The 24,564-nt window shown below is 67.5% G+C and carries 26 protein-coding genes, 1 tRNA gene and 1 riboswitch; of the genes, 22 read left to right on the top strand and 5 right to left on the bottom strand.

The genetic code is table 11. From position 1 onward, the window contains the following. The first annotated feature begins 70 nt into the window (after positions 1–70). From H7V21_RS05835 to H7V21_RS05815, 5 genes are all read left to right on the top strand, one after another. Positions 71–1,066 (top strand): NAD(P)H-quinone oxidoreductase, encoded by a 996-nt coding sequence (locus H7V21_RS05835; RefSeq protein WP_262504022.1) that lies wholly within the window; start codon positions 71–73, stop codon positions 1,064–1,066. A gap of 108 nt (positions 1,067–1,174) precedes the next feature. Beyond that, a complete protein-coding gene (locus H7V21_RS05830) occupies positions 1,175–2,059 on the top strand; it encodes a UDP-2,3-diacylglucosamine diphosphatase (RefSeq protein WP_188055910.1) in 885 nt (294 codons plus the stop codon). Between the two features lie 14 nt (positions 2,060–2,073). After that, positions 2,074–3,096, top strand: coding sequence for a glycosyltransferase family 4 protein (locus H7V21_RS05825; protein WP_188055909.1), 1,023 nt, complete (start codon positions 2,074–2,076; stop codon positions 3,094–3,096). A gap of 112 nt (positions 3,097–3,208) precedes the next feature. Then, on the top strand, positions 3,209–3,886 hold the full coding sequence (locus H7V21_RS05820) for a DUF1013 domain-containing protein (protein ID WP_188056382.1): 678 nt from the start codon (positions 3,209–3,211) through the stop codon (positions 3,884–3,886). Positions 3,887–4,024: 138 nt separating this feature from the next. After that, on the top strand, positions 4,025–4,651 hold the full coding sequence (locus H7V21_RS05815) for a glutathione S-transferase family protein (RefSeq protein ID WP_188055908.1): 627 nt from the start codon (positions 4,025–4,027) through the stop codon (positions 4,649–4,651). A 90-nt stretch (positions 4,652–4,741) separates the two neighbouring features. Here H7V21_RS05815 and H7V21_RS05810 read toward each other — a convergent pair whose 3' ends face one another. The 3 genes from H7V21_RS05810 to H7V21_RS05800 all read right to left on the bottom strand — a co-directional run bounded on the left by H7V21_RS05810 (position 4,742) and on the right by H7V21_RS05800 (position 6,959). Continuing rightward, complete coding sequence (locus H7V21_RS05810; protein WP_188055907.1) at positions 4,742–4,936, bottom strand: DUF1289 domain-containing protein; 195 nt, start codon at positions 4,934–4,936, stop codon at positions 4,742–4,744. A gap of 10 nt (positions 4,937–4,946) precedes the next feature. Then, on the bottom strand, positions 4,947–6,401 hold the full coding sequence (locus H7V21_RS05805; protein ID WP_188055906.1) for a DEAD/DEAH box helicase: 1,455 nt from the start codon (positions 6,399–6,401) through the stop codon (positions 4,947–4,949). 90 nt (positions 6,402–6,491) lie between these two features. Beyond that, a complete protein-coding gene (locus tag H7V21_RS05800; protein WP_188055905.1) occupies positions 6,492–6,959 on the bottom strand; it encodes a hypothetical protein in 468 nt (155 codons plus the stop codon). 44 nt (positions 6,960–7,003) lie between these two features. Between H7V21_RS05800 and H7V21_RS05795 the strand changes: the two genes are divergently transcribed. From H7V21_RS05795 to H7V21_RS05785, 3 genes are read left to right on the top strand one after another with little or no spacing between them, the layout of a single operon-like run. After that, positions 7,004–8,452, top strand: coding sequence for an FAD-binding oxidoreductase (locus H7V21_RS05795; protein WP_188055904.1), 1,449 nt, complete (start codon positions 7,004–7,006; stop codon positions 8,450–8,452). 32 nt (positions 8,453–8,484) lie between these two features. Next, a complete protein-coding gene (locus H7V21_RS05790; RefSeq protein WP_188055903.1) occupies positions 8,485–9,267 on the top strand; it encodes a SapC family protein in 783 nt (260 codons plus the stop codon). Between the two features lie 7 nt (positions 9,268–9,274). Beyond that, positions 9,275–9,805 (top strand): cytochrome b, encoded by a 531-nt coding sequence (locus H7V21_RS05785; protein ID WP_188055902.1) that lies wholly within the window; start codon positions 9,275–9,277, stop codon positions 9,803–9,805. A 194-nt stretch (positions 9,806–9,999) separates the two neighbouring features. Here H7V21_RS05785 and H7V21_RS05780 read toward each other — a convergent pair whose 3' ends face one another. Then, on the bottom strand, positions 10,000–10,842 hold the full coding sequence (locus H7V21_RS05780; RefSeq protein ID WP_188055901.1) for an N-formylglutamate amidohydrolase: 843 nt from the start codon (positions 10,840–10,842) through the stop codon (positions 10,000–10,002). A gap of 108 nt (positions 10,843–10,950) precedes the next feature. Here H7V21_RS05780 and cpdR point away from each other — a divergent pair, with 108 nt between their 5' ends. From cpdR to H7V21_RS05765, 3 genes are all read left to right on the top strand, one after another. After that, positions 10,951–11,328 carry a cell cycle two-component system response regulator CpdR gene (gene cpdR / locus H7V21_RS05775; RefSeq protein WP_188055900.1) on the top strand — a complete coding sequence of 126 codons (378 nt, stop codon included), beginning with the start codon at positions 10,951–10,953 and terminating at the stop codon, positions 11,326–11,328. Between the two features lie 63 nt (positions 11,329–11,391). After that, positions 11,392–11,466: transfer RNA gene (locus H7V21_RS05770), tRNA-Val, on the top strand. A 107-nt stretch (positions 11,467–11,573) separates the two neighbouring features. Continuing rightward, a complete protein-coding gene (locus H7V21_RS05765) occupies positions 11,574–11,927 on the top strand; it encodes a YbaN family protein (protein ID WP_188055899.1) in 354 nt (117 codons plus the stop codon). Between the two features lie 55 nt (positions 11,928–11,982). Here the strand turns inward: H7V21_RS05765 and H7V21_RS05760 are convergent, their stop codons facing one another. Continuing rightward, a complete protein-coding gene (locus tag H7V21_RS05760; protein ID WP_188055898.1) occupies positions 11,983–13,311 on the bottom strand; it encodes a methyl-accepting chemotaxis protein in 1,329 nt (442 codons plus the stop codon). Positions 13,312–13,430: 119 nt separating this feature from the next. After that, a riboswitch (cobalamin riboswitch) is annotated at positions 13,431–13,635 on the top strand. A gap of 109 nt (positions 13,636–13,744) precedes the next feature. Here H7V21_RS05760 and H7V21_RS05755 point away from each other — a divergent pair. The 11 genes from H7V21_RS05755 to H7V21_RS05705 all read left to right on the top strand — a co-directional run bounded on the left by H7V21_RS05755 (position 13,745) and on the right by H7V21_RS05705 (position 24,436). Then, a complete protein-coding gene (locus H7V21_RS05755) occupies positions 13,745–15,598 on the top strand; it encodes a TonB-dependent receptor plug domain-containing protein (protein WP_188055897.1) in 1,854 nt (617 codons plus the stop codon). A 56-nt stretch (positions 15,599–15,654) separates the two neighbouring features. Continuing rightward, positions 15,655–16,479, top strand: coding sequence for an ABC transporter substrate-binding protein (locus tag H7V21_RS05750; RefSeq protein ID WP_262504021.1), 825 nt, complete (start codon positions 15,655–15,657; stop codon positions 16,477–16,479). Next, entirely contained in the window at positions 16,476–17,450 is a 975-nt protein-coding gene (locus H7V21_RS05745) for a FecCD family ABC transporter permease (RefSeq protein ID WP_188055895.1), read from the top strand. The genes H7V21_RS05750 and H7V21_RS05745 overlap by 4 nt, the downstream gene beginning before the upstream one ends. After that, entirely contained in the window at positions 17,441–18,220 is a 780-nt protein-coding gene (locus H7V21_RS05740; RefSeq protein ID WP_188055894.1) for an ABC transporter ATP-binding protein, read from the top strand. The genes H7V21_RS05745 and H7V21_RS05740 overlap by 10 nt, the downstream gene beginning before the upstream one ends. A gap of 101 nt (positions 18,221–18,321) precedes the next feature. After that, a complete protein-coding gene (locus H7V21_RS05735) occupies positions 18,322–19,854 on the top strand; it encodes a CoA-acylating methylmalonate-semialdehyde dehydrogenase (RefSeq protein WP_188055893.1) in 1,533 nt (510 codons plus the stop codon). Positions 19,855–19,865: 11 nt separating this feature from the next. Next, on the top strand, positions 19,866–20,237 hold the full coding sequence (locus H7V21_RS05730) for a hypothetical protein (protein WP_188055892.1): 372 nt from the start codon (positions 19,866–19,868) through the stop codon (positions 20,235–20,237). Further along, complete coding sequence (locus H7V21_RS05725) at positions 20,222–20,638, top strand: RidA family protein (RefSeq protein ID WP_188055891.1); 417 nt, start codon at positions 20,222–20,224, stop codon at positions 20,636–20,638. Before H7V21_RS05730 ends, H7V21_RS05725 begins: the two co-directional genes overlap by 16 nt. 40 nt (positions 20,639–20,678) lie before the next feature. After that, positions 20,679–21,656: a polysaccharide deacetylase family protein gene (locus H7V21_RS05720; protein WP_262504020.1), complete on the top strand. Its 978-nt coding sequence runs from the start codon at positions 20,679–20,681 to the stop codon at positions 21,654–21,656. After that, positions 21,653–22,132 (top strand): hypothetical protein, encoded by a 480-nt coding sequence (locus tag H7V21_RS05715; RefSeq protein ID WP_188055890.1) that lies wholly within the window; start codon positions 21,653–21,655, stop codon positions 22,130–22,132. Before H7V21_RS05720 ends, H7V21_RS05715 begins: the two co-directional genes overlap by 4 nt. Further along, positions 22,132–23,277 (top strand): acyl-CoA dehydrogenase family protein, encoded by a 1,146-nt coding sequence (locus H7V21_RS05710; protein WP_188056380.1) that lies wholly within the window; start codon positions 22,132–22,134, stop codon positions 23,275–23,277. The genes H7V21_RS05715 and H7V21_RS05710 overlap by 1 nt, the downstream gene beginning before the upstream one ends. Before the next feature lie 109 nt (positions 23,278–23,386). Further along, positions 23,387–24,436, top strand: a complete 1,050-nt coding sequence (locus H7V21_RS05705) for an enoyl-CoA hydratase/isomerase family protein (protein ID WP_188055889.1) — start codon at positions 23,387–23,389, stop codon at positions 24,434–24,436. Positions 24,437–24,564: the final 128 nt, after the last annotated feature.

Genomic DNA, 24,564 nt, shown 5'->3' with positions numbered 1-24,564 from the left:
GGCGATGTCAATAACGCCCGCAATTTCCCGGAGCACGGGCGCGAAACGACATCAGGGGGTCGCGAGGCGAATGAATATTCCGGAAACGATGCAGGTGATCGACCCGGCACAGCCCGGCGGACCGGAGGTGCTCGTGCCGGTCGCACGGCCGGTGCCGCGGCCGGCCGTGGGCGAGGTGCTGATCCGCGTGGCGGCGGCCGGCGTGAACCGCCCCGACGTGCTCCAGCGCAAGGGCATGTATCCGCCGCCGCCGGGCGCGTCCTCGATCCTGGGCCTGGAAGTCGCCGGCGAGGTGGTGGCGCTGGGCGCCGAGGTCGAGCGCGAATATCTCGGTCAGCCGGTCTGCGCCTTGCTGGCGGGCGGCGGCTATGCCGAATATGCGCTAGCGCCGATCGGCCAGTGCCTGCCGGTCCCCGAGGCGCTGTCGATGGTCGAGGCGGCAGGGCTGCCCGAAACGCTCTTCACCGTGTGGACCAATTTGTTCGAGCGCGCCTTCGCCAGCGAGGGCGACACAGTGCTCGTGCACGGCGGCACCAGCGGCATCGGCACCATGGCGATCACGCTGTGCAATCTGTTCGGCGTCACGATCATCGTGACCGCCGGCTCGGACGCGAAGGTCGCCGCCGCCCGCGCGCATGGCGCTGATCATGCGATCAACTACACCAGCGAAGATTTCGTTGAGCGGGTGCGCGAAATCACTGGGGGCAAGGGCGTCGCCGCGGTGCTCGACATGGTGGGCGGAGACTATGTGCCGCGCAACCTCGCGTGCCTGTGCGACGATGGCCGCCACGTCTCGATCGCAGTCCAGGGCGGCGCGACCGCGACCGTGCCGATCTTCGAGATCATGCGCCGCCGGCTGACGCTCACCGGATCGACGCTTCGCGGCCGCGACGTGCAGTTCAAGTCGATGGTGGCGGACGAACTCGCCACTACCGTCTGGCCGCATGCCGAGCAGGGCCGGTTGAAACCGCTGCTCGACCGCAGCTATCCGCTTGCCGAAGCCGCCGAGGCGCACCGGCGAATGGAGGCGGGCGACCATATGGGCAAGATCGTGCTGACGATGTGACGATCCCGTGCATTGTGACGCGGCGGCAAAGCGGGTACGATTCCAACTGTAACAATTCCCCGGCATAGCGCGGCGGCAACGAAGGTCACCGCGAGGGAACCCGAAGCAATGGCCGCAGTAACCAAGCTCCCGATCGCTCACATCGCAGATCTCGCCGAATTCGCCGAGGCTAATCCCTCGATCCCCGAGAAGGCGGTTACCGAGCGCCGCCAGTATCGGACGATCTGGATTTCCGACGTGCATCTCGGCACGCGCGGCTGCAACGCGGCGATGCTGATCGACTTTCTCGATCATGTCGACAGCGAGACCATGTATCTGGTCGGCGACATGATCGACGGGTGGCAGCTGCGGAAGAAATTCTACTGGCCGGCCGCGCACAACGACATCGTCTGGCGCATCCTGAAGCGCGCCAAGCGCGGAACCCGGATCGTGTATATCCCCGGCAATCATGACGAGGTGTTTCGCCAGTTCACCGGGCTGAACTTCGGCGGCGTGGAAATCCGGCGCCAGGCGGTGCACGAAACCGCCGACGGCCGCCGCCTGCTCGTTCTGCACGGCGACGAATTCGACGCGATCACGCTGAGCCACAAGTGGCTCGCGCATCTGGGCGACGCGGCCTATCATTTCACCATGGCGCTCAATCGCTGGGTGAACGCCTATCGCCGCTGGGCCAAGCTGCCGTACTGGTCGCTCAGCAAATACGCCAAGCAGAAGGTGAAGAACGCCGTCGAGTTCATTTCGCAGTTCGAGGAGATCGTCGCGCACGAGGCCGGCACGCGCGGAGTCGACGGTGTGATCGCCGGGCATATCCACACCGCCGAGATGCGCACGATCGAGGGCATCGAATACTATAACGACGGCGATTGGGTGGAGGGTTGCACTGCGCTCGTGGAGCATTACGACGGGCGGATGGAGATCCTGCACTGGGCCGATGAAATGGCGGCGCGCGATGCGCCCGAGGCATCAGGGGTGGCGGCGCTGGCGGCTGCGTGAGCGAGGAGGCGGCCGTGCGCATCGCGATCGTCACCGACGCCTGGGAACCGCAGGTCAATGGAGTCGTCCGCACGCTGCAATCGGTCCGCTCGTTGCTCGAATCGCGCGGGCATTCGGTGCTGGTGATCTCGCCAGACCGTTTCTATTCGGTGCCGTGCCCCACCTATCCTGAAATCCGGCTGGCGCTGGCGCGAGTGGCCTATGTCGGCAAGCTGCTCCAGGAATTCCGGCCCGACGCGATCCACCTCGCGACCGAGGGGCCCGTGTGCGTGGCCGCGCGGCGCTGGTGTCTGCGCCGCGGCGTTCCCTTCACCACTGCCTATCACACGCAGTTTCCCGATTATGTCTCTGCGCGTTCGGGCGTGCCGGCGGCCTGGATCTGGCGCTATATCCGCTGGTTCCACGGCCCGAGTTCGGCGATCCTTGCGTCGACTCCGTCGATCCGCGAGTCGCTGGTCGATCATGGCCTGGGCCAGGTCCGCCACTGGGGGCGGGGGGTCGATCTGTCCAACTTTCGGCCCGGGCTCGATCCGCATCCGGCGATGGCGGAGCTGCCGGGCCCGGTGCAGCTCTATGTCGGGCGGGTGGCGGTCGAAAAGAATCTCGAGGCGTTCCTGAAGACGAGCCATCCGGGCACCAAGGTTGTGGTCGGCGATGGCCCGGCGCGCGCGCATCTCGAATCGCGGTATCCCGACGTGAAGTTCCTGGGAGCGCTCTTCGGCTCCGAGCTGGCCAGCGCCTATGCCGCGGCCGATGTCTTCGTCTTTCCGAGCAGGACCGACACGTTCGGCCTGGTGATGATCGAGGCGATGGCCTGCGGCGTTCCGGTCGCCGCCTATCCGGTTACCGGGCCGATCGACGTGCTCACGCCTGAAGTCGGCGCGATGGCCGATGATCTGACCACCGCCATCGCGCAAGCGCTGACCAAGGATAGCGAGACGTGCGCCGCCTATGGGCGCACCTTCACCTGGGAAGCGAGTGCGCAGCAATTCCTTCACGCGCTCGTGCATATCGACGAGGTGGCGATCGCAGCGTGAACGCATGTCGATGCAGCCAAACCTTGCCTCGCGCGGCCGTCCGCATTAAGTCCGCGTCATGACACGGCCACCCCGCAAGGGGTGGCCCTTATTGTTTCTGGAGAATTGCACCGTGGCCCAGCCGCTGATGCCGCACGCGACCGCTTCCTGGCTGGTCGATAATACTGCGCTCTCGTTCGAACAGATCGCCGACTTCTGCGGCCTGCACATTCTCGAGGTGCAGGCGATCGCCGACGACACCGCGGCGGCGAAGCTCACCGGCCGCGATCCGGTCCGCGCCCACGAGCTGACGATGGAGGAGATCGAGAAGGGGCAGCAGGACCCCGAGTATCGCCTCAAGATGCAGAAGGGCCCCGAGCAGGTCCGCCGGACCAAAGGCCCGCGCTATACGCCCGTTTCGAAGCGTCAGGACAAGCCGGACGGCATCGCCTGGATTCTGCGCCATCACCCGGAAATCTCCGACGGTGCGATCGGCAAGCTGATCGGTACGACGCGTACGACGATCGCGGCGATCCGCGACCGCAGCCATTGGAACATCTCCAATATTGTTCCCAAGGATCCGGTCACGCTCGGCCTGTGCTCGCAGCGTGAGCTCGACGCGATCGTGGCACGCGCCGCCAAGCAGGCGGGCATTGAAGCCCCGGTCGACAACCGGCTCGAGGGCGACCGCGAGGCGCTGATCGAGCAGCTCCGTGCCGAGCGCGAGCAGGCGGCGCGCGACGCCGAGGCAGCCGCGGCCGGAGAGGGCGCCGCACCGAACCCCACGTTCGAGGATCCCTTCAAGCGCTGAACGGCAGCGTCCGTCGTCCGGGCGCAAGTGCGTGATCGCCGTCCGCGCCGGGCGGCGCCGACGAACCCCTTGCGTGAGCCAGGGTTTGCGTTCACCCTCTGTTCCGCGGCTCGGATGAGTCGCGGAACGGAGGATGAGATGACGGACGAGTTGGTTTTCTACACCAATCCGATGTCGCGCGGGCGGATTGCCCGCTGGATGCTCGAGGAGACGGGCGCCGATTACCGCACCGAGCTTCTCGACTATGGTTCGACGATGAAGGCGGAAGCCTATCTTTCGGTGAATCCGATGGGGAAGGTGCCCGCAATCGTTCACAACGGCAGGGTCGTCACCGAGTGCGCGGCGATCTGTGCCTATTTGGCCGAAAGCTTTCCCGATGCGGGGCTCGCGCCCCGGGCGGAGGAGCGGGCCGACTATTATCGCTGGCTGTTCTTCGCCGCGGGGCCGCTCGAGCAGGCCGTCACGAACAACTGGGCGAAGTTCGTTCCCGGCGACGACCAGGCGATGATGTTCGGCTATGGCAGCTACGACCGGGCGGTCGACGTGCTCGAATATGCCGTGTCGCGAAATCCCTACATCGCGGGTGAGCGTTTTACTGCCGCCGACGTCTATGTCGGTTCCTCGGTTGCCTGGGGAACGCAGTTCGGCACGCTGCCCGGGCGCGATGCGTTTGCCGCCTATGTCGCCCGCGTGACCGATCGGGACGCCTATCGCCGCGCGACCGAACTCGACGATGCGGCGATGCCCGAGCAGGCGCCTGCCTGATCGGGCGGAGCGCCGGGAGCCGCGGAACTCGCGGTGCCGAGCGTACCGCTCACGCGAGAATTGTCGTCTGACCTTGGGAGTGCGCTTCGCTCAGCCGTCCAGCCGGGCCATGCGCGCGGGCAGTTCGGCCATCACTGCGCTGCGGCCGGCATCGTCGAGCCGAGTCCATTGCGCGATCTCGTCGCGCGTGCGGCCGCAGCCCAGGCACCAGCCGGTGTCGACATCGAGCGTGCACACCAGCACGCAGGGCGATTCAATCTTCTGGACCGGGACGCTCTCGATCATCCGGCGGGCGTCAGCTTCCGAAGCCGAAGTTCAGGAAATTGGGCACCGGGCCGTTCCAGCCTTCATCGGCTGAATCGGGCGCAGAATCGTCCACTGCCGTCCGCTGCGGTTCCGGCGCCTTGCGCTCGCCTCGCTCACGGCGCGGCGCGGCGGCTCGGCTAGGCCGCCGTTCGCGGTCGTCCTCACGCTCGGCTCTGTGCTCGGCGGCCTTGCTCGACCGGGGAGCGGCCGGCGCGCTGTCGCCCGACGTTTCCTTGGCCTTTGCCTTTGGCTCGGCCGCCTTACGGCTGCGCGGCGCGCGTGCCGGTCGGGCTTTCTCGGCTTCGTCGCCAGACGATGCCGCAGGCGTTTCGCCGCTGCTCAGCCGCTGGATCTTCTGTCCGGTCAGCTTCTCGATATTGGCGATGTTCTCCGCATCTTCCGCGGTGACGAAGGTATAGGCGACCCCGGATGCCCCGGCGCGGCCCGTGCGGCCGATGCGGTGGACATAATCGTCCGGATGCCACGGCGCATCGAAGTTGAAGACGTGGCTCACGCCTTTCACGTCCAGGCCGCGGGCCGCCACGTCGGATGCGACCAGGATGTTGACTTCGCCCGACTTGAATCGGTCCAGCTCGGCGATCCGGGCCGACTGGTCCATATCTCCGTGAATCTCGCCCGAGCTGAAGCCCGAGCGCTTCAGGCTCTTGTTGAGTTCGCGCACCGTCGTCTTGCGGTTGCAGAAGATGATCGCAGTGCGCACGTCCTCTTCGCCGAGCAGGCGGCGCAGCACCTTGCGCTTGTCGGCGGATGCGACCGGCACCACCCACTGGGTGATGTTGGTGTTGGTCGTCGCCGGCCGCGCCACTTCGATCGTCTTGGGATTGTCGAGGAACTTGTCGGCCAGCTTCTTGATCGGCGGCGGCATCGTCGCCGAAAACAGCAGCGTCTGCCGCTGCTTGGGGAGCTTGGTGCAGATTTCCTCGATGTCGGGGATGAACCCCATGTCGAGCATCCGGTCGGCCTCGTCGATCACGAGCAGCGAACAGCCGGTGAGCAGGATGTTGCCGCGGCCGAACAGGTCCATCAGCCGGCCCGGAGTGGCGATCAGCACGTCGACGCCCTTTTCCAGCGCCTTGATCTGGTCGCCCATCGATACGCCGCCGATCAGCAGCGCCATCGAAAGCTTGTGATATTTGCCATAGGCCTCGAAATTCTCGGCAACCTGCGCGGCGAGCTCGCGGGTCGGCTCGAGGATCAGGCTGCGCGGCATGCGGGCGCGGCTGCGGCCCTGCGCCAGAATGTCGATCATCGGCAGCACGAAGCTGGCGGTCTTGCCGGTCCCCGTCTGCGCAATGCCGATCAGGTCGCGCATCATCAGCACGCTGGGAATGGCGTTCGCCTGGATGGGAGTGGGCTCGGAGTAGCCGGCCTCTCCCACGGCGCGCAGCAGTTCGTCAGACAGGCCGAGATCGGCAAAATTCATGCGGTTGTCCGGAAATCAGGCGCGTTTCGCGCCGGTCAAGCGGTGCCCGCGCTTGCGGATTTGCCGCGAAATGTCAAGCCGCGACGCGGTTTATCGTACCGGCACCAGCTGGTGGAAGTCGCGGATCTGGCACGAGCCGCCCGAGCGCGAGCGTAGCGATTCGCGCCCTGCACAGAGCATCCCGTCGCGGCTGCGCCGAATATAGAGGCTCGAATAATATCCGAGCGCCGGGCACCGCGATTCGAGGCGCGCCCGCACCCTGCTGCCGTCGTCGAGCACGAAATCGACGGCATCGCCGCCGCTCACGCCCGCGGACATGATCCGCGCCATCGGTACGCAGCGTTCGGCCGGGCGCTCGCGCCATTGGCTGTGCCGCATCCGCACCGTCAGAGTCACGCTGGGCACGCGCACCGTCGCCTGCTCGCGCGAGCGCAGATGCGACGCATCCTGCATGGGCGGCGCGGGCGCCGAGCTGGGCGCGGCGAGCAGAATCAGCATCGCGGCCGCGGGAAGCGGATTGAACATTGCGTCCGGCTCGTAGCGCGCGGGTTTGAACATCGGATGAATTGGCCGAGCCGAATGCGCATGATACTCCCGCCGCGATGACTCCCGCACAGTCCCAGCTAGTAGAGAGCGTCCGCGATCGATTCGGACCCAAGGCTGTCGTAACCGATGCCGAGGCGATCGCGCCCTGGCTCACTGACTGGCGCAACCGCTATCACGGCGCCTCTCCCGCGCTGCTGGCGCCTGCCTCCACGGCCGAGACGGCGGCGATCGTCGGCCTCGCCGCGGCGGCGGGCGTGCCGCTGGTGCCGCAGGGCGGCAATACGTCGATGGTCGGTGGGGCGACTCCTCCGGCTGATGGATCGGCGCTGATCCTGTCGCTGCGCCGGATGAATCGCATCCGCAGCCTGTCGCCCGACGAAAATCTTGCGGTCGCCGAGGCCGGTGTGATCCTCGCCGATCTTCATGCCGCGGCGAACGGCGCCGGGCGGCGCTTTCCGCTGACCCTGGGCGCGCGCGGCAGCGCGACGATCGGCGGACTGGTCTCAACCAACGCGGGGGGAACCCAGGTCCTGCGGTTCGGCACGATGCGCAGCCTGGTCGCGGGCGTGGAGGCAGTGCTGCCCGACGGATCGGTGCACGATGGGCTGGCGGCGCTCAAGAAGGACAATCGCGGCTATGACCTCGATCAGCTGCTGATCGGGGCGGAAGGAACGCTGGGCGTGATCACTGCCGCGGTGCTCCGGCTCGTGCCCGAGGTGAAGCAGCGCGCCGTCGCCTGGGCCGGCCTGCCGAGCCCGCAGATGGCGCTCGAATTGCTCCGGGCGATCGAGGCGCGCACTGATTCGGTCGAGAGTTTCGAGATTATTCCCGGCGATTCGCTCGAGCTCGTGCTGCGGCATATTCCCGACACGCGGGCGCCGCTTTCGGGCGCGCATCGCTGGCACGTGCTGATCGAAGCCGTGGCGAGCGACGCCGACGCGGAGCCGCCCGCCGCGCTGCTCGAGCGGCTGCTTGCCGAGGCGCTGGAGCGGGGTGCGGTGGAGGATGTCGTGATCGCCGCCAGCGAAGCACAGGCCGAGGGGTTCTGGCGGCTGCGCGATTCGCTTTCGGAAGCGGAACGGGCGAGCGGACCCGCGGTGCAGCACGACATCTCGGTTCCCGTCTCCGGCATGCCGCGCTTCATGGTCGAGGCGGCTGCCGCGGCCGAGGCGCGCTTTCCGGGCACGCACGCGACTGCCTTCGGCCATCTCGGCGACGGCAATGTTCACTTCCATATCCGGGCGCCCGCGGGCGTGGAGCGCGATCGCTGGTATGCCGAGGCCGCGCCCGAGATCACGCGCTTCGTCCACGATCAGGTGGTCGCCGCCGGCGGCTCGATCTCCGCCGAACATGGCATCGGCCAGATGAAGCGCGCCGAGCTCGAGCGGCTGGGGCCGCCTGCGCGGCTGGCGGCGCTGCGCGCGATCAAGGCGGCGCTCGATCCGAAGGGGATTTGCAATCCGGGCAAGCTGGTGGCGCTTGCACACGAAGCCCCTTCTTCATAGAGCGGCGCGACGATCGATCTCAGGAGAGTTTCATGGCCACCGCGCCGACGCAGCAGTCGCTTCCCCTGTTCTACAACAAGCTCGAGCCGCTTTCGACTCAGACGCACGGCGACTATCGTATCCGTCGCGCCGACAAGGCACCCTTTGTGGCAAAGCAGCATGCCATCCCGGTGACGGTCGAGGAATTCCCGCTGGTGCAGCGCCGCATGCCGATCGTCTTCTCGGTGGGCGACGAGCCGGTTCCGCTGGGGCTGATGGGCCTCAACGAAGGGGTCAACGTCTTCTTCGACGACGAAGGCAAGCTCACCGAGGATGATTTCTACATCCCGGCCTATATCCGCCGCTATCCCTATCTCCTCGCACGGCTTCGCCCCGAAAGCGACGAGCTGTCGCTGTGCTTCGACCCGACTTCGGACTCGGTCGGCGCGTTCGACGAGGGCGAGAAGCTGTTCGAGGACGGCCAGCCGACCGAGATGACCAAGGGCATCCTCAAGTTCAACGAGGAGTTCGAGCGCGCCGGTCACAACACCGGCCAGTTCATGAAGGAGCTCAAGGAGCTCGGCCTGCTGATCGACGGCGAAGTCTCGATCCAGCCGGAGGGCGCCGAGCAGCCGTTCATCTATCGCGGCTTCCTGATGGTCGACGAAAAGAAGCTCAACGACCTGCGCGGCGATCAGCTGCGCAAGATCGTGCAGAACGGCATGTTGCCGCTGATCTATGCGCACCTCTTTTCGCTGTCGCTGATGCGCGACATCTTCGGCCGTCAGATGCGCCTGGGCAAGGTGCCGCAGCCGCAGATGCCGCCGGTGAACTGAGGCAAAAGTGGCGGTCGCGTTCCGGGGCCGCTACGACCGAGTGGCGATCACCTTTCACTGGGTGATCGCCGCGCTGGTGCTGGTCAATCTCGCGATCGGCCTGTTCCACGAATCGCTGTTCGACGGCATGAGCCTCATGCCGTTCCACAAATCGAACGGCATCCTGATCCTGGGCTTGAGCATCGCCAGGCTCGGCTGGCGGCTGGGCCATCGGCCGCCGTCGTTGCCCGCCGGCAGTCCGCGCTGGGAACGCGCGCTCGCCCGCAGCGTGCACTGGCTCTTCTATACGCTGTTGATCCTGTTGCCGCTCAGCGGCTGGATCTTTTCGTCCAATCCGGCGCGGCCGCGGCCGATCGACTGGTTCGGCCTGTTCGAGCTTCCGGTCCTGCCGGTCGGCGAGGCGCTCGCGGGCGCTGCGCATGGCGGCCACGACCTGATGGGCTTTGCGATGGCGGGGCTGGTCGTCCTGCATGTCGCCGCGGCGCTGCGGCACCATTTCGTGTTGCGCGACCGCACCTTGGCACGGATGCTGCCCTGAACGGGGCGGTTGCAAAAAGATTACAGTATTTCCGAGTGTTGGCCCCCTTGAAGCCAAGTGATCCGCCCTCTATATTGAGGTTCGTACGGTCTCGTGTCCCCCCTTTCGCGGGGCCGTGCGACACGCCTTCGGGCGTGTCTCCTCCCTGAACCTTGGCCACCACGTGCTTCGTGCACGTGGTGGTTTTTTTATGGCTATTCGGCCGCTTGCGCGCCGGGCGCGGCTTCGTCGGCAATCGCGTCGATCATCGCCCGCAGCAGTCCGCTCGTGAAGTCCATCCCGCGACCGGGCGAGTCGAGCGCGGGATCGAGGTAGAGCGCCCGATCGAACTCGATCTGGATCGCGTGAATGGCTTCGGCGGGCGCGGCGTGCCGCTCGATCACATGCCCGCCCGAATAGGGTGCGTTGGCGGCGGCGAGCACTCCCGAGGCGCGCGCGACTCCTTCCAGACGGCTCAGGAAGCGGCTGGAGGCGCTGCGGCCGAACCGGTCGCCGAAAACGATTCGCGGCGCCTTCCCGGCCGGGGTGAGCGACGGCATCGAATGGATGTCGAGCAGCACGGCGACTCCGAAGCGGTCGCGCGTCGCCTTCAGCGCCGCTTCCACCGCGGCGTGATAGGGGCGATGGTCGCTGCGGATGCGTGCCGTCACTTCGTCGCTGGACCAGCGCCGTCGCCAGATGTCGGCGCTGTTGCCCGCCCGCCTCGGAACGAGCCCCAGGCCGCTGCGCAGTTTCGCCGATTGCGGTTGGCCGCCGGTTACGCCTTCCTCCACTCGCGGGTCGCGCTCGGCTTCGCTGCGGTTGAGATCGATCCAGGCGCGGGCGAGCCGTGCCACGAACAGGGTCTCGCCGCCGTGCGCCGCCAGCGCCACTGCGTCGATGTGGCGGTCCTCCAGCGATTTCAGATGGTCGAGCGGAACGCGCAGCGCAGTGCGCAGCGGCAACGGATACTCGCGCCCGGCATGCGGGACGGAAAGTACGACGGGGCTTAGCGGCTCCGCGGGTCCGTGGCGGACGAAGGAGGACGTATCCGTCACTGCCTCCTGCCTAGCCGAGCGATCGCCGCCGGGGCAACAAGTCTGCGACGAAGCTGGAAAATCTTAAGGCCTTCCCGCATAGTCTGCGGCCGAACTCGTGGGGTGGTGATGATCAGGATCTTGCTGGCCGAAGACGATCGCGTCATGCGCGAGTATCTTGCGCGTGCGCTTGAGCGGTCGGGCTATGCAGTGAGCGCGGTCGATCGGGGGACGGCGGCGCTGCCGCTGCTCGAGAACGAGCGATTCGATCTGCTGCTCACCGATATCGTGATGCCGGAGATGGACGGGATCGAACTGGCGCAGCGCGCGAGCGAAATTGCGCCCGATATGCGCGTCATGTTCATCACCGGATTTGCCGCGGTGACGTTGAAGGCAGGCAAGCAGGTGCCGCAGGCGCGGGTGCTTTCCAAGCCGTTTCACCTCCGCGATCTGGTGCTGGAAGTCGATCGGTTGTTCGAAGCGGAGAGCGTTCCGAGCCGAAACTGAAACGGGAAGTGTCGAGGCGCTTGCAAGGGGGAACGACTCTCGGTAAAGCGCGCGGCTCCCCGGGGGCGCGTAGCTCAGTGGTAGAGCACTGTGTTGACATCGCAGGGGTCGCAAGTTCAATCCTTGCCGCGCCCACCATTTTTCGAAAAGCCCGTCAGCTTCGCCTGGCGGGCTTTTTCGATTCTGCGTTCGGGCGCCGGTGATTTGGCGGGACGCGCGGCGCAAGCTGCGCTAGCCGGGCAAGGATGCGCAGGATCGCCTATCTGATTTCCGGGTTCGTCGCGCTCGGGCTGGGCCTGGTCGGCGCGGTGCTGCCGCTTCTGCCGACCGTGCCCTTCCTGATTCTCGCCGCCTTCTGCTTCGCGCGAAGCAGTCCCGCGCTCGAACGGCGACTGCTCGACCATCCTCGAATCGGTCCGCACATCGTTATCTGGCGGGAAAAGGGAGCCATCAGCCGGCGGGGGAAGCACGCCGCGCTGCTGGCGTTCGGTTTCAGCATCGCCCTCGGACTGCTGCTGGTACCGCTACCCTGGTCGCTCGTCCCGGTCGGGGCGGCGATTCTGGGCGGCAGCTGGATCTGGACTCGCCCGGAGGCGTAGTTCACGCCGCGCGGCGATACTATCGCACACCGCGATGCCCGCCTGGAGGCCTGGTTCACGCCTCGCGGATTTCGTCGAGAAACGCCGCTACCTGATGTGACAGCTGACTGGCGTCCACCAGCAGCCGATCGGCGAGCTCCTGCATCTCGTGCGCGCTGTCGGAAGCGGCGCGGGAAGTGCCGCCGATCGCCTCGACGTCGCGGTGGATCGCGTTGGTCGCCTCGACCACTTCATCGACGTTGAGCGCGATTGTCCGCGTGGCGTTTTCCTGCACTCCGACGGCACCCTGCACGTCGCCGGCGAGTGCCGCCATGGTGGCGATCGCTCGTTCGACGCTCTCCTGGCCAGCGGCGACTTCGTCGATCCCGTGGCGGATTTCGCGGACATGGGCGGTGATCCGCTCGGCGGCATTGCCGGTCTGCGTCGAAAGCTGTTTCACTTCGTTGGCGACGACCGTGAATCCGCGGCCGGCCTCGCCCGCGCGGGCCGCTTCGATCGTGGCGTTGAGCGCGAGCAGATTCACCTGGCGCGCGATCTCGCTGATGAGGGCGATCACCGAATCGATCGACTGGGCGGAGTCCAGCAACTCGCGCGCGCGCGCGCTTCCGGTGCTCACCAGTGCCAGTGCGTCCGCCGCCGCCGTCTCCGTCTCGCGCGTGCTGCGGCCGATCCGCCCCAGCGATACGGCGAGCTCGCGCCCCCGTTCGGCGATCTCGCCCATGTTCTGGCTGGTTTGCGATGCGGCGGAGGCCACGGCGGTCGCATGATCGCCCGCCATCTGCGCGCGCTCGGCAGTGGCTCCGGCGTTGCGCTGGACGAGTTCGGCGAGTCGGGTCATCGCCTCGCCGACCGACTGGACCTGGCCTTCGAAACGCTCGCTCGCGCGCTCGATCCGCTGCGCTCGGGCGATGCGGGTCCGCGCCGAGCGAAGTTCGCGCTCGGCGGCAATATGGACGAGGCGGCGATTGGTGATCACGCCGAACAGCCGGCCTCCGTGCGTCAGGATCATGCCCTCCGCCCCGCTCGACTCCCGATAGGCGTCGATGAGCGCGCCGACATCCTGCGTCACTTCGGCGGTGGGGCAGGGGCGGACGTGGCGGGCGATGCCGCGCCCATAGGCAGGGTTGCGCAGCAGCGCATGACCGAAGGGATTGAGCAGCAGCCGCCGCACGTCCTTTTCGAACACCGCCCCGACCGGGCGCCGTTCGCTGTCGAGCACCGGCACCAGCCGCAGATCGGTATCACGATGAAACACGTCGACAGCGTCGAACAACGTGCCGTCCAGCGACAGCGACGGCGGATCGCGTTCGGCGTCGGTCAGCCAGCTCCCGGGAAGGGGGCGACGCGATTCGGCGGGTTCCGGGGCAAGAGCGGTATGAAGCATCGCCGGCAGGATTAGGGGCGGCTTGGTAAAGAGGCGATTAGCCGTTGGTGACAGTTCGGCGACAAACGGCGTTTTTCTGTGCTCCGCCGCCGCTCTTGCTAGCACGTGGAGCAGGAGCTAGTGGACGGCCCGTGACGGGTTCCCGCCGAGGTGGGATCAAGAGGGAATGCGGTGCGTGGAGGCAACTCCGCAATGCCGCGGCTGCCCCCGCAACTGTAACCGGAGAGCCGGTACGCCACATGCCACTGGGGCTCGCCCTGGGAAGGCGGCGTATCCGGCGGCGACCCGGAAGCCAGGAGACCTGCCCGTCGCCGTCGATTCCATCGCGCGGGCGGGGTGCACCGGGCGGACGAGGGCGAAATCCTCGAGCGAGCGACACCACACGCGGGGTCGGTCGCAGCGCGAAGACCCTGCCGACAAGGGTGCTTTGCGAATGTTGAACTACCGTATTCTCCTGTGCGCCTCCGCGGCGCTGCTTCCGGCCGCGCCTGCTGCGGCGCAGGTTGCCTCCGAGGACGAAGCGATCGTCGTCACTGCCTCTGGCGTCGCCCAGTCGGCCGACGAGACCGGACGTTCGATCACGGTCCTCGAGCGCAAGGAGATCGAACGGCGCCAGTCGGTCGTGCTCTCCGATCTCCTGTCCACCACGCCGGGCGTGGCGACGAGCCGCAACGGCGCGATCGGCGGCTTCACCGGCGTTCGCATCCGCGGCGCCGAGGCCGAGCAGACGCTGGTGCTGATCGACGGCGTCCGCGTGAACGATCCCTCTTCGCCGGGCGGCAGCTTCGATTTCGGCAATCTGCTGACCGGCTCGATCGAGCGAGTCGAGGTGCTGCGCGGGCCCAATTCGGTGGTCTGGGGCAGCCAGGCGATCGGCGGCGTCGTCAATATCGCGACCACGGCGCCGGTCGACGGGCTCGCGGCGCGGGCCGATGCCGAATATGGCGCTGCCGATCAGATCGCCGCCAATGCCAGCATCGCCGCCGGCAACGATCGGATCCAGGGCGCGATCGGCGGCGGCTGGTTCGAAACCGACGGCATCTCCAATGCGGCGAGCGGCACCGAGCCCGACGGCTATCGCCAATATCGCGCCACCGGACGCCTCCGCGCCGAGGTCGCGCCGGGACTCGGCGCCGAGCTGCGCGGCTATTATGCCGACAGCCGCTTCGATCTCGATGGCTTTGAGTCAGCGCCGCCCTACGGCTTCGTCGATACCGCCGAATATGCCGAGGCACAGCAGATCTTCGGCTACGCCGGCATCTTCGCCGAGCTCGGTCCGGTCACGAACCGGCTCGGCTTCTCGCTCGCCGACATCAATCGCGACAGCTATGATCCTGCGGTCGGCACCGATCCGATCTACCTCTATCGCGGGCGCACCGAGCGGTACGAATATCAGGGCGATGCACGGCTCACCGACGGTGTGCTGCGCTTCGTGTTCGGCGCCGAGCACGAAAACCTGCGTTTCTACGACGGCTCGGACACCTTTCGCGCTGATCTCACCAGCCTCTATGGCCAGGCGATCGTCACGCCGATCGAGCCGCTCACGCTGACCGCCGGCGTGCGCAACGATTCGCACAGCGACTTCGGCGATCACACCAGCTTCGGCGCCAATGCGGCGCTGCAGCTCGCCACCGGCACGCTGGTGCGCGCAAGCTATGGCGAGGGGTTCAAGGCGCCGACCCTCTATCAGCTCTTCGCACCCTTCTACGGCACGGCCACGCTCGAGCCGGAGACGGCGGAGAGCTGGGAAGCCGGCGTCGAGCAGTCGTTGCTCGACGAGCGCATTCGCATCGGCGCCACCTATTTCCATCGCGACACGCGGAACCAGATCGATTTCGACCCGGCGACTTACACCTATGCCAATCTGGCGCGCACGCGGGCCGAGGGAGTCGAGTTCGAGCTGTCGGTGCGGCCGGTCGAGGCGCTTCGGCTGACCGCGAACTATACGTACACCGATACAGAGAACCGGTCGGAGGGCTTCGTCGGCAACGATCTGGCGCGGCGGCCGGACGATGCGGCGAGCGTGCTGGTCGATTGGCGCGCGCCGTTCGGTTTGGCTCTGGGAGCGACCTTCACCATCGTCGGCGACAGCTTCAACGATCAGGGCAATTACACGCGGCTCGACGGGTATGAACTGGTGAGCGTGCGGGCCGAGATGCCGGTGACCGAGCGGATCGCAGTGTACGGCCGCGTCGAGAATCTGTTCGACGAGCAGTATGAGACGGTCGCGGGCTACGGCACCTACGGGCGCGCCGCCTATGCCGGTGTCCGGTTGCGGCTCGATTGATGGCGGCCGGCGGCGCCCCTTCGGCTCACGATCGTGTCGGACGCCTGCCGACACGAGTGCCGGGGGGCGTCGCGGCGCTGATTCTGCTTCTGGGCGGCTGCGGGCAGGCCCCGCAGTCGACCGGCGGCATCGTCTCGACCAATCCCTGCGCCGATGCGATGCTGGTCGAGCTGGTGCCGGATGACCGGATCGCGGCGATCAGCCATTATTCCGCCGATCCGATGGCGACCTCGATCCCGATCGAGACGGCGCGCCGCTTCCGAACCACCGCCGGCACCGCCGAGGAAGTGATCGCGCTCGATCCCGACCTAGTGGTGGCGAGCAGCTTCACCCAGGCCTCGACTCGCGAGGCCTATCGCCGCGCGGGGCTCGACGTGCTCTACCTCGATTCGCCGACGACGATCGCCGGCAGCAAGGCGCAGGTGGCCGAGCTGGCGGAGGCGGTGGGTGCCCCGGCTGCGGGAGACGCACTCATCGCCCGAATCGATGCCGCGGTCGCCGCCGCCCGGCCGCCCGCCGAGCCGCCGGTAGCCGCGCTCGTCTGGATCGGCGGCAATCTGGTGTCGGGAAGCGGGACATTGCTTAGCGAGATGCTCGATCGCGCCGGCTTCCGCGATGCGGCCGCCGATTATGGCCTTCGCTTCACCGGCTATCTTCCCGCCGAGCATGTCGTCGCCGATCCGCCGCGCGTGATGCTGGTGCCCGACGCGCCCGGCCGTTCGGCCAGCGCGCGTGCGGTGCAATTGCGGGGGCGGGTGCTCTCGCATATGGGCGCGCGCGTGGAACAGGCGCATTTTCCTCGGCACCTCGTGAACTGCGGCGGCCCCGTGATCGTGGAGGCGATGACGCGCCTTGCCGCGATCCGGCGCGAGATTCGATGAGCCGCGCCGGGCTGATCGGCGGGCTGGCGGCGCTGGTCGTGCTGCTGTTCGTCGGCTCGCTGGCGGCGGGGAAGGTATGGGTGCCGCTCGGCGCCTGGTGGCTGCACGACGATCCGCGCTTCCTGATCGTCACCGAGCTGCGCCTCCCGCGCGCGATCCTCGCGACTGCCATCGGCGCTGCGCTGGGACTTACCGGTGCGGTCCTGCAAGGCTATCTGCGCAATCCGCTCGCCGATCCGGCGGTGGTCGGCATCTCGTCGAGTGCCGCGCTGGGCGCGGTCGCCGCGATCGTGCTGTTCGCCGCCGATGCGCCGCTCGTCATCTTCGGCTGCGCGATGCTCGCCGCCTGTGGGTCGATGCTGTTGCTGGCGGGGCTCGCCTGGCGCGCGCAGAGCGCGGTCGCCTTCATCCTGGCGGGCACCGTGCTCGCGAGCCTGGGCGGCGCGCTCACCGCCTTTCTCATTTCGATCGCGCCCAACCCTTGGGCGACCGCCGAGATCATCGACTGGATCATGGGCGCGCTCACCGATCGCAGCTTCGCCGAAGTGGTGCTGGCGCTGCCGTTCATCCTCGTCGGTTGCGGTCTGCTGCTGCTCACCGGCCGTGCGCTCGACGCGCTGACGCTGGGCGAGGACGCGGCCCGCTCGATGGGCGAACGGCTCGATCGGACGCAGCTGCTGATCGTGCTCGGCTCCGGGCTGGCGGTGGGTGCCAGCGTCGCGGTGACGGGCGTGGTCGGCTTCGTCGGGCTGATCGTTCCGCATCTGCTGCGCCCGCTCGCCGGTGCGCGCCCCTCGGCGCTGCTGGTGCCGAGCGCGCTGGGCGGCGCGGTGCTGGTGCTCCTGGCCGACAGCCTCGTGCGGCTGGCGCCGGGTGCAGGGGAGATTCGGCTGGCAGTGGCGATGGCGCTGATCGGAACGCCCTTCTTCTTCTGGCTGCTTCTGCGCATGCGGCGGTCGGCATGGATCTGAGCGTCGACCGCCTTGCCGTCAGCCTTGGCGAGCGGCGCGTCCTGGAGGATGTCACGGCCCGCTTTCGCGCGGGCCGCGTCACGGCGATTCTCGGCGCCAACGGATCGGGGAAGACCACGCTGGTCCGCACGATGGCCGCGCTGCTCGATCCCGACGCGGGCGAGGTCCGGCTGGGGAAGAGCGTCGTGCGTCGGCTCGATCCGCGCGAGCGGGCACGGCGGATCGGCTATCTGCCGCAGGATGCGCGGGTGCACTGGAACGTCACGGTGCGCGATCTGGTGGCGCTCGGCCGCCTGCCGCATCGCGCGCCCTTCGCCGGACCGTCGCCCGCGGACGAGGCGGCGGTGGCGGCGGCGCTGGAGGCGACCGGCACGACTCGCTTCGCGAAGCGGCGGGCCGATGCGCTTTCGGGCGGTGAGCGGGCGCGGGTGCTGCTCGCGCGCGTGCTCGCCGGCACGCCCGAATGGCTGCTCGCGGACGAGCCGCTCGCCAGCCTCGATCCCCGGCATCAGCTCGATCTGCTCGAACAGCTGCGTGGGCTCGCCGGATCCGGGCTGGGAGTGGTGCTGGTGCTCCACGACCTCGTCCAGGCGGCGCGCGCGGCGGACGATGTGCTGTTGCTCAAGGACGGGCGAGTGATCGCCTTCGGCCCGGCGCGTGAGGTGCTGTCGCATCAGCCGCTGCGCGAGGCGTTCGGCGTCGAGGTGATGGTGATTTCGGACGAGCTGGGTTTCGCGATTCCGGTGCCGATCGGGCGGGTGAAATCCTGAGGCCTCTTGCCCCAGGCTGCGCAATTTTATTACACGGCACTCGACTCGGCGCCCGCGGGTTGTATCCCGCGAGAGAGCAGCGCCAGCCTTAGGAGAGCGCCATGCGTACCATCGATCATCTCATCGCCGGCCACTCGGGTGGCGGTGCCGCGCGCCAGAACGACGTTTTCGATCCGAACACCGGCAAGGTTCAGGCGAAGGTCCAGCTCGGCACCCAGGCCGAACTCGACAAGGCGGTTGCCGCCGCTCAGGCCGCGCAGCCCGGCTGGGCCGCGACCAATCCCCAGCGCCGCGCGCGCGTGATGTTCAAGTTCAAGGAGCTGGTCGAGGCGAACATGGAGGAGCTGGCGCATCTGCTCAGCTCCGAACATGGCAAGGTGATCGCCGATGCCCGCGGCGACGTGCAGCGCGGGCTCGACGTGATCGAATTCGCCTGCGGCATCCCGCACGCGCTGAAGGGCGAATATACCCAGGGCGCGGGCCCGGGCATCGACGTCTATTCGATGCGCCAGCCGATCGGCATCGGCGCCGGGATCACGCCGTTCAACTTCCCCGCGATGATCCCGATGTGGATGTTCGGCGTCGCGATCGCGGTGGGCAACGCCTTCATCCTCAAGCCGTCGGAGCGCGATCCGAGCGTTCCCGTCCGCCTCGCCGAACTGTTCCTCGAAGCCGGCGCGCCCGAGGGTATCCTGCAGGTGGTGCAGGGCGACAAGGAGATGGTCGATGCGATTCTCGATCATCCGGCGATCGGCGCGGTCAGCTTCGTCGGCTCGTCGGACATTGCGCATTATGTCTATCGGCGCGGAGTCGCTGCCGGAAAGCGCGTCCAGGCGATGGGCGGGGCGAAGAACCACGGCATCGTCATGCCCGACGCCGATCTCGATCAGGTGGTGCAGGATCTGTCCGGCGCCGCCTTTGGCTCGGCGGGCGAGCGCTGCATGGCGCTTCCCGTCGTGGTGCCGGTCGGCGAGGAAACCGCCGATCGCCTGCGCGAGAAGCTGATCCCCGCGATCGAGAGCCTGCGTGTCGGCGTCTCGACCGACGCCGAGGCGCATTACGGTCCGGTGGTGAACGCCGCGCACAAGGAGCGTGTCGAGAACTGGATCCAGAAGGGCGTCGACGAAGGCGCCGAGCTGGTGGTCGATGGCCGCGGCTTTCAGCTGCAGGGGCATGAAGAAGGCTTCTTCATCGGCCCGTCGCTGTTCGACCGCGTGACGACCGATATGGAAAGCTATCGGGAGGAAATCTTCGGCCCGGTGCTGCAGATCGTTCGCGCGCCCGATTTCGAGTCCGCGCTGCGGCTGCCGAGCGAGCACCAATATGGCAACGGCGTCGCGATCTTCACGCGCAACGGCCATGCCGCGCGCGAATTCGCGCACCGAGTGAATGTCGGCATGGTCGGCATCAACGTGCCGATCCCGGTGCCCGTCGCCTATCACAGCTTCGGTGGGTGGAAGCGCTCGGCTTTCGGCGACGTCAACCAGCATGGCCCCGAGGGCGTCCGCTTCTGGACCAAGGTCAAGACGATCACTCAACGCTGGCCCGACGGTGCAGGCGATCTCCCGCGCGGCAGCGAGGATGGCGCCGCGGCGCGCATCCAGGACGCCTTCGTCATCCCGACGATGGGGTAAGGAGCAGCGCGATGGAGACCGCGAGCTACGACATTCGGTTCGACGAGCAGCGCGGTCTCCTGAACCTCACGCTGCGCGGCTTCTGGTCGCTCGAGACACTTGACGCATTCCGTACCGAGCTCGTCGAGGTCGCGGCGCGCGTTCGCGAGCAGCGGCCCAGCTTTCCGGTGCTCAGCGATTCGATCGCGTTCGCGGTGCAGTCGGTCGAGGTAGCCGACCGGCTCGGCGAACTCATGCTTGCCGGGGCGCAGGTAAATAGTGGACGCGTGGCGATCGTCGTCGGCAGCATCTTGAACAAGAAACAGGCGGAACGCGCGTTGCAGGCGCCGAATCTGCGCGTGTTCGTCGACAAGGAGGAAGCGCTCGAATGGCTGATGCAGTGACTCGCCGGCAGGTGTTTTCCGGCTCGCCCTATGAACGGCCCTTCGCCTATTGCCGTGCGGTGCGCACCGGCGACACGATCACCGTCGCCGGCACCGCCCCGATCGAAGCCGACGGCAGCTCGACTCCGGGAGATGCCGACGCGCAGGCCGATCGCTGCTTTGCGCTGATCTTCAAGGCGATCGAGGATCTCGGCGGCCGCGGCGCCGATATCGTGCGCACGCGCATGTTCATCACCGACCCCGCCGATGCCGAGGCGGTCGGCGCCGCGCATGGGCGGTGGCTGGCGATTGCGCGTCCCGCGGCTACGATGGTCGTCGTCTCGGCGCTGCTCCGCCCGGAGTGGAAGGTCGAGATCGAGGCGGATGCGATCGTCGGAGGGGAGAGCGAATGCAGCGGCTGACATCCGGCCCGGTCATTTCGTCGGGCGAGGCGCCGGCGTCGTGACGGTCCGCGCCCTTCTCCTCCTCGTCGCGCTGGTGACTATGCTGTTGCCGCGCGAACTGACCGTGCATCAGCTGCTGCCGCTGGCGAATGCCGAAGAAACGCCCGGCAAGCGCATCGCCCTCAGTTTCGACGATGTTCCGCGCGGCCCCGGCGCGTTCGTCGCTCCCGCCGAGCGCCCGGCGATGCTCATCGCTTCGTTGCGCACGGCCGGAGTCGAGCAAGCCGCCTTCTTCGTCAATCCCGCCCGGATCGCACCTGCCGACGGCGACGCGCGGACGATCGATGCCTATGTCGCGGCCGGCCATGTGATCGCCAACCACACGAATAGCCATCCGCACCTCTCGGCGATGTCCGCTGCTGACTATCTCGCCGATATCGACCGCGCCGAGGCGTGGCTGCGCGGCCGCCCTGGCTATCGTCCCTGGTTCCGCTATCCGTTTCTCGACGAAGGCGGGCGCGACAAGGCGAAGCGCGATGCGGTCCGCGCCGGGCTTGCCGAGCGCGGGTTGTCCAACGGCTATGTCACCGTCGACGGATCGGACTGGCATATGGAGCAGCTCGCGGTCGATGCGCGGCGCGCGGGCAAGGACATCGACCTCGACGCGCTGCGTGACCTCTATGTCGAGACTCATCTCGAATCCGCCGAGTTCGCCGATCGGCTCGCGCAGCGCGCGATCGGCCGCTCGCCCGCGCACATGCTGCTGCTTCACGAGACCGATCTCGCCGCGCTGTTCGTCGAAGATCTCGTCGCCGCGCTGCGCGAGGCCGGCTGGACGATCGTCACTGCCGACGCGGCGTTCGCCGATCCGATCTACCGCGCGCTGCCCGACGTGCCCTTCGCCAACGGCACCTTGACGGAGATGCTGGCTTGGGAACAGGATCTGCCGCCGCCGCGCTGGTACGAGCGAAACGACACTGCGATCGCCGCCCCGCTGTTCGCCGCGCGCGTTCTGCATGAGGAGACCCGTCCATGATGCGTATCGTCGCGCTCGCCACGGCTGCGGCATTGCTCGCCGGCTGCGAGGCGCAATCGCCGTCGCAGCCTGAGCCGATGCCCAGCGGCGGGGCGGCCGAAGAGCCGGCTTCCGCGCCCGCCGGGCCTCCCACGCCCGAGCCCACTCCTTCGGTCGCCGCCGCCACCGATACCCGCCACGGCCCGATCCCGATGGGGTATCGCGGCGTCTGGTCGGCGGGCGAGGGGGGCTGTGCGCGCGGCGCCGAGCAGCGGCTCCGGATCGAGCCGGACACGCTCGTCTTCTACGAATCGGCCGCCACCCCGGGGCGAGTCGAGCAGCTCTCCGATTCCAGCATCCTCCTCGATCTGGCCTTCACCGGCGAAGGCGAAACCTGGACGCAGACCAACACGCTCACCCTGCTGGACGACGGACGGCGCCTGCGCCGCGAGCAGGCGGAGATGCCGCCCGTCACCTATACCCGTTGCGAGGAATGATGACCGACCAGTTCGAGCTTACCGACGATCAGCGCGCGATTCAGGAAATGGCGCAGCGCTTCACCGCCGACAACATCACGCCGCACGCCGGCGAATGGGACGAGAAGCACATCTTCCCGCGCGACACGATCAGGTCGGCGGCCGAGCTGGGCTTCGCCGCCATCTATGTCTCCGAGGAATCGGGCGGCATCGGCCTTGGCCGGCTCGAGGCGGCGTTGATCATGGAGGCGATGGCCTATGGCTGCCCCTCCACCAGCGCCTTCATCTCGATCCACAACATGGCGAGCTGGATGATCGACCGGTTCGGCTCGGACGCGGTGAAAGCGAAGTACCTGCCGAGCCTCGTCACCATGGACCGGTTGGCGAGCTATTGCCTCACCGAACCCTCGTCGGGATCGGATGCGGCGGCGCTAAAGACCCAGGCGGTGCGCGATGGCGACCATTATGTCGTCACCGGCACCAAGCAGTTCATTTCGGGCGGCGGCGAGAACGAAATCTATGTGACCATGGTGCGCACCGGCGATACCGGCTCGGGCAGCATCAGCTGCCTGGTGATCGAAAAGGACATGCCGGGCGTCAGCTTCGGCGCGCAGGAGCGCAAGCTCGGCTGGCATTCGCAGCCCACCGCCCAAGTGATCCTCGATGAAGTCCGCGTGCCGGTGGAGAATCTCGTCGGCGCCGAGGGCGAGGGCTTCCGCATCGCGATGATGGGGCTCGACGGCGGCCGGCTCAACATCGGTGCCTGCTCGCTGGGCGGCGCGCAGCGCTGTCTCGACGAGGCGATCGCCTATACCCGCGACCGTCAGCAGTTCGGCCGCCCGATCGCAGATTTCCAGAATACCCAGTTTACGCTGGCCGACATGGATACCGAGCTTCAGGCGGCGCGCGCGCTGCTCTATCTCGCTGCCGCAAAGGTGACGGCCAACGCGCCCGACAAGACTCGATTCGCGGCGATGGCGAAGCGATTCGCCACCGACACGGGTTCGTCGGTGGTCGATCGCGCGCTCCAGCTCCACGGCGGCTACGGCTATCTGATGGATTACCCGATCGAACGCTTCTGGCGCGACTTGCGCGTGCATTCGATCCTCGAAGGCACCAATCAGGTGATGCGCCTGATCATCGGCCGCGAACTGACGCGGCAGTGAGCGCGTGGCCACACACGAGCCGTTCGTCCCCAGCACAGTCGAGGGACGTGCAGCGAGCGCAGCGCGCGGTGTCCCGACTTTGCTCGACACGAACGGCGGGGAGCAGGATTTGACCGAAGACATTCTTATCCAGACCACTGGCCGCGCGGGCCGCATCCGCCTCGATCGCCCCAAGGCGATCCACGCGCTGAACACCGGCATGTGCCGCGCGATTTCGGCCGCGCTCGACGAATGGCGCGGCGATACCGCGATCGAGGCGGTGCTGATCGATCATGCCGAGGGCCGCGGTTTCTGTGCAGGCGGCGACATTCGCATGCTCGCCGAATCCGGCGCGAGCGACGGCGCCGAGGCGCGGGAATTCTTCCGCGAGGAATATCGGATGAACCACCGGCTGTTCACCTATGCCAAGCCGGTGGTCAGCTTCATGGACGGGATCACCATGGGCGGCGGCGTCGGCATTTCGCTGCCCGCGAGATATCGTGTCGCGACCGAGAATACGAAGTTCGCGATGCCCGAAACCGGTATCGGCCTGTTCCCGGACGTGGGCGGCGGCTGGTATCTCTCGCGGCTGCCGGGCCGCATGGGTCAGTATATCGCGCTCACCGGCCATCGGCTCGACGGCGCCGAATGTCTCGCGCTCGGGCTGGCGACTCACTATCTCCACGCCGATCGGCTCGAGGAAGCCAAGGCGCGCATCGCCGAATCGCCCGGCGATATCGAGGCGATTCTCGACGATTGCGCCAGCCCCGCGCCCGATGCCCGCATCGTCGCGCATGGCAATGCGATCGACCGGCTGTTCGCGTCCGACCGGCTTGAGGAGGTGTTCGCCGCGCTCGAGACCGAAGCCGAGGGCGACGAATGGGTGCGCCAGCAGCTCGAAACGCTGCGCACCAAATCGCCACAGGCGATGAAGGTCAGCCTGAAGCTGCTGCTCGATGGCAGCACCATGCCCACCTTCGAGGACGAGATGCGTCAGGAGTTCGCCGTCGCCAGCCGCGTGGTCCAGCGCCACGATTTCCTCGAAGGCGTGCGTGCGGTGATCGTCGACAAGGACAATGCCCCCCGGTGGAATCCCGACACTCCCGAAGGCGTCACTGCGCACCGCATCGACACGATCTTCGCGCCGCTGCCCGATGGCGAGGCGTGGACGCCGGGCTGATGCCCGCTGTCCTACACGGCCGAACTATGCCAAGCGACGGCATAGAATCGCCTTCACGCGCGCAGGCGTGCGCGCACATGAGCGCGGGCGCACGCGCGCGGAGGTGCGACCTTAGTGTGACTCTCCGC

The sequence above is a fragment of the Sphingosinithalassobacter sp. CS137 genome (assembly GCF_014334115.1).
Taxonomy (GTDB): Bacteria; Pseudomonadota; Alphaproteobacteria; order Sphingomonadales; family Sphingomonadaceae; genus Sphingomonas.
Note: the sequence above shows the minus strand (reverse complement) of the source record. Positions and strands in the feature narration are given on the sequence as shown.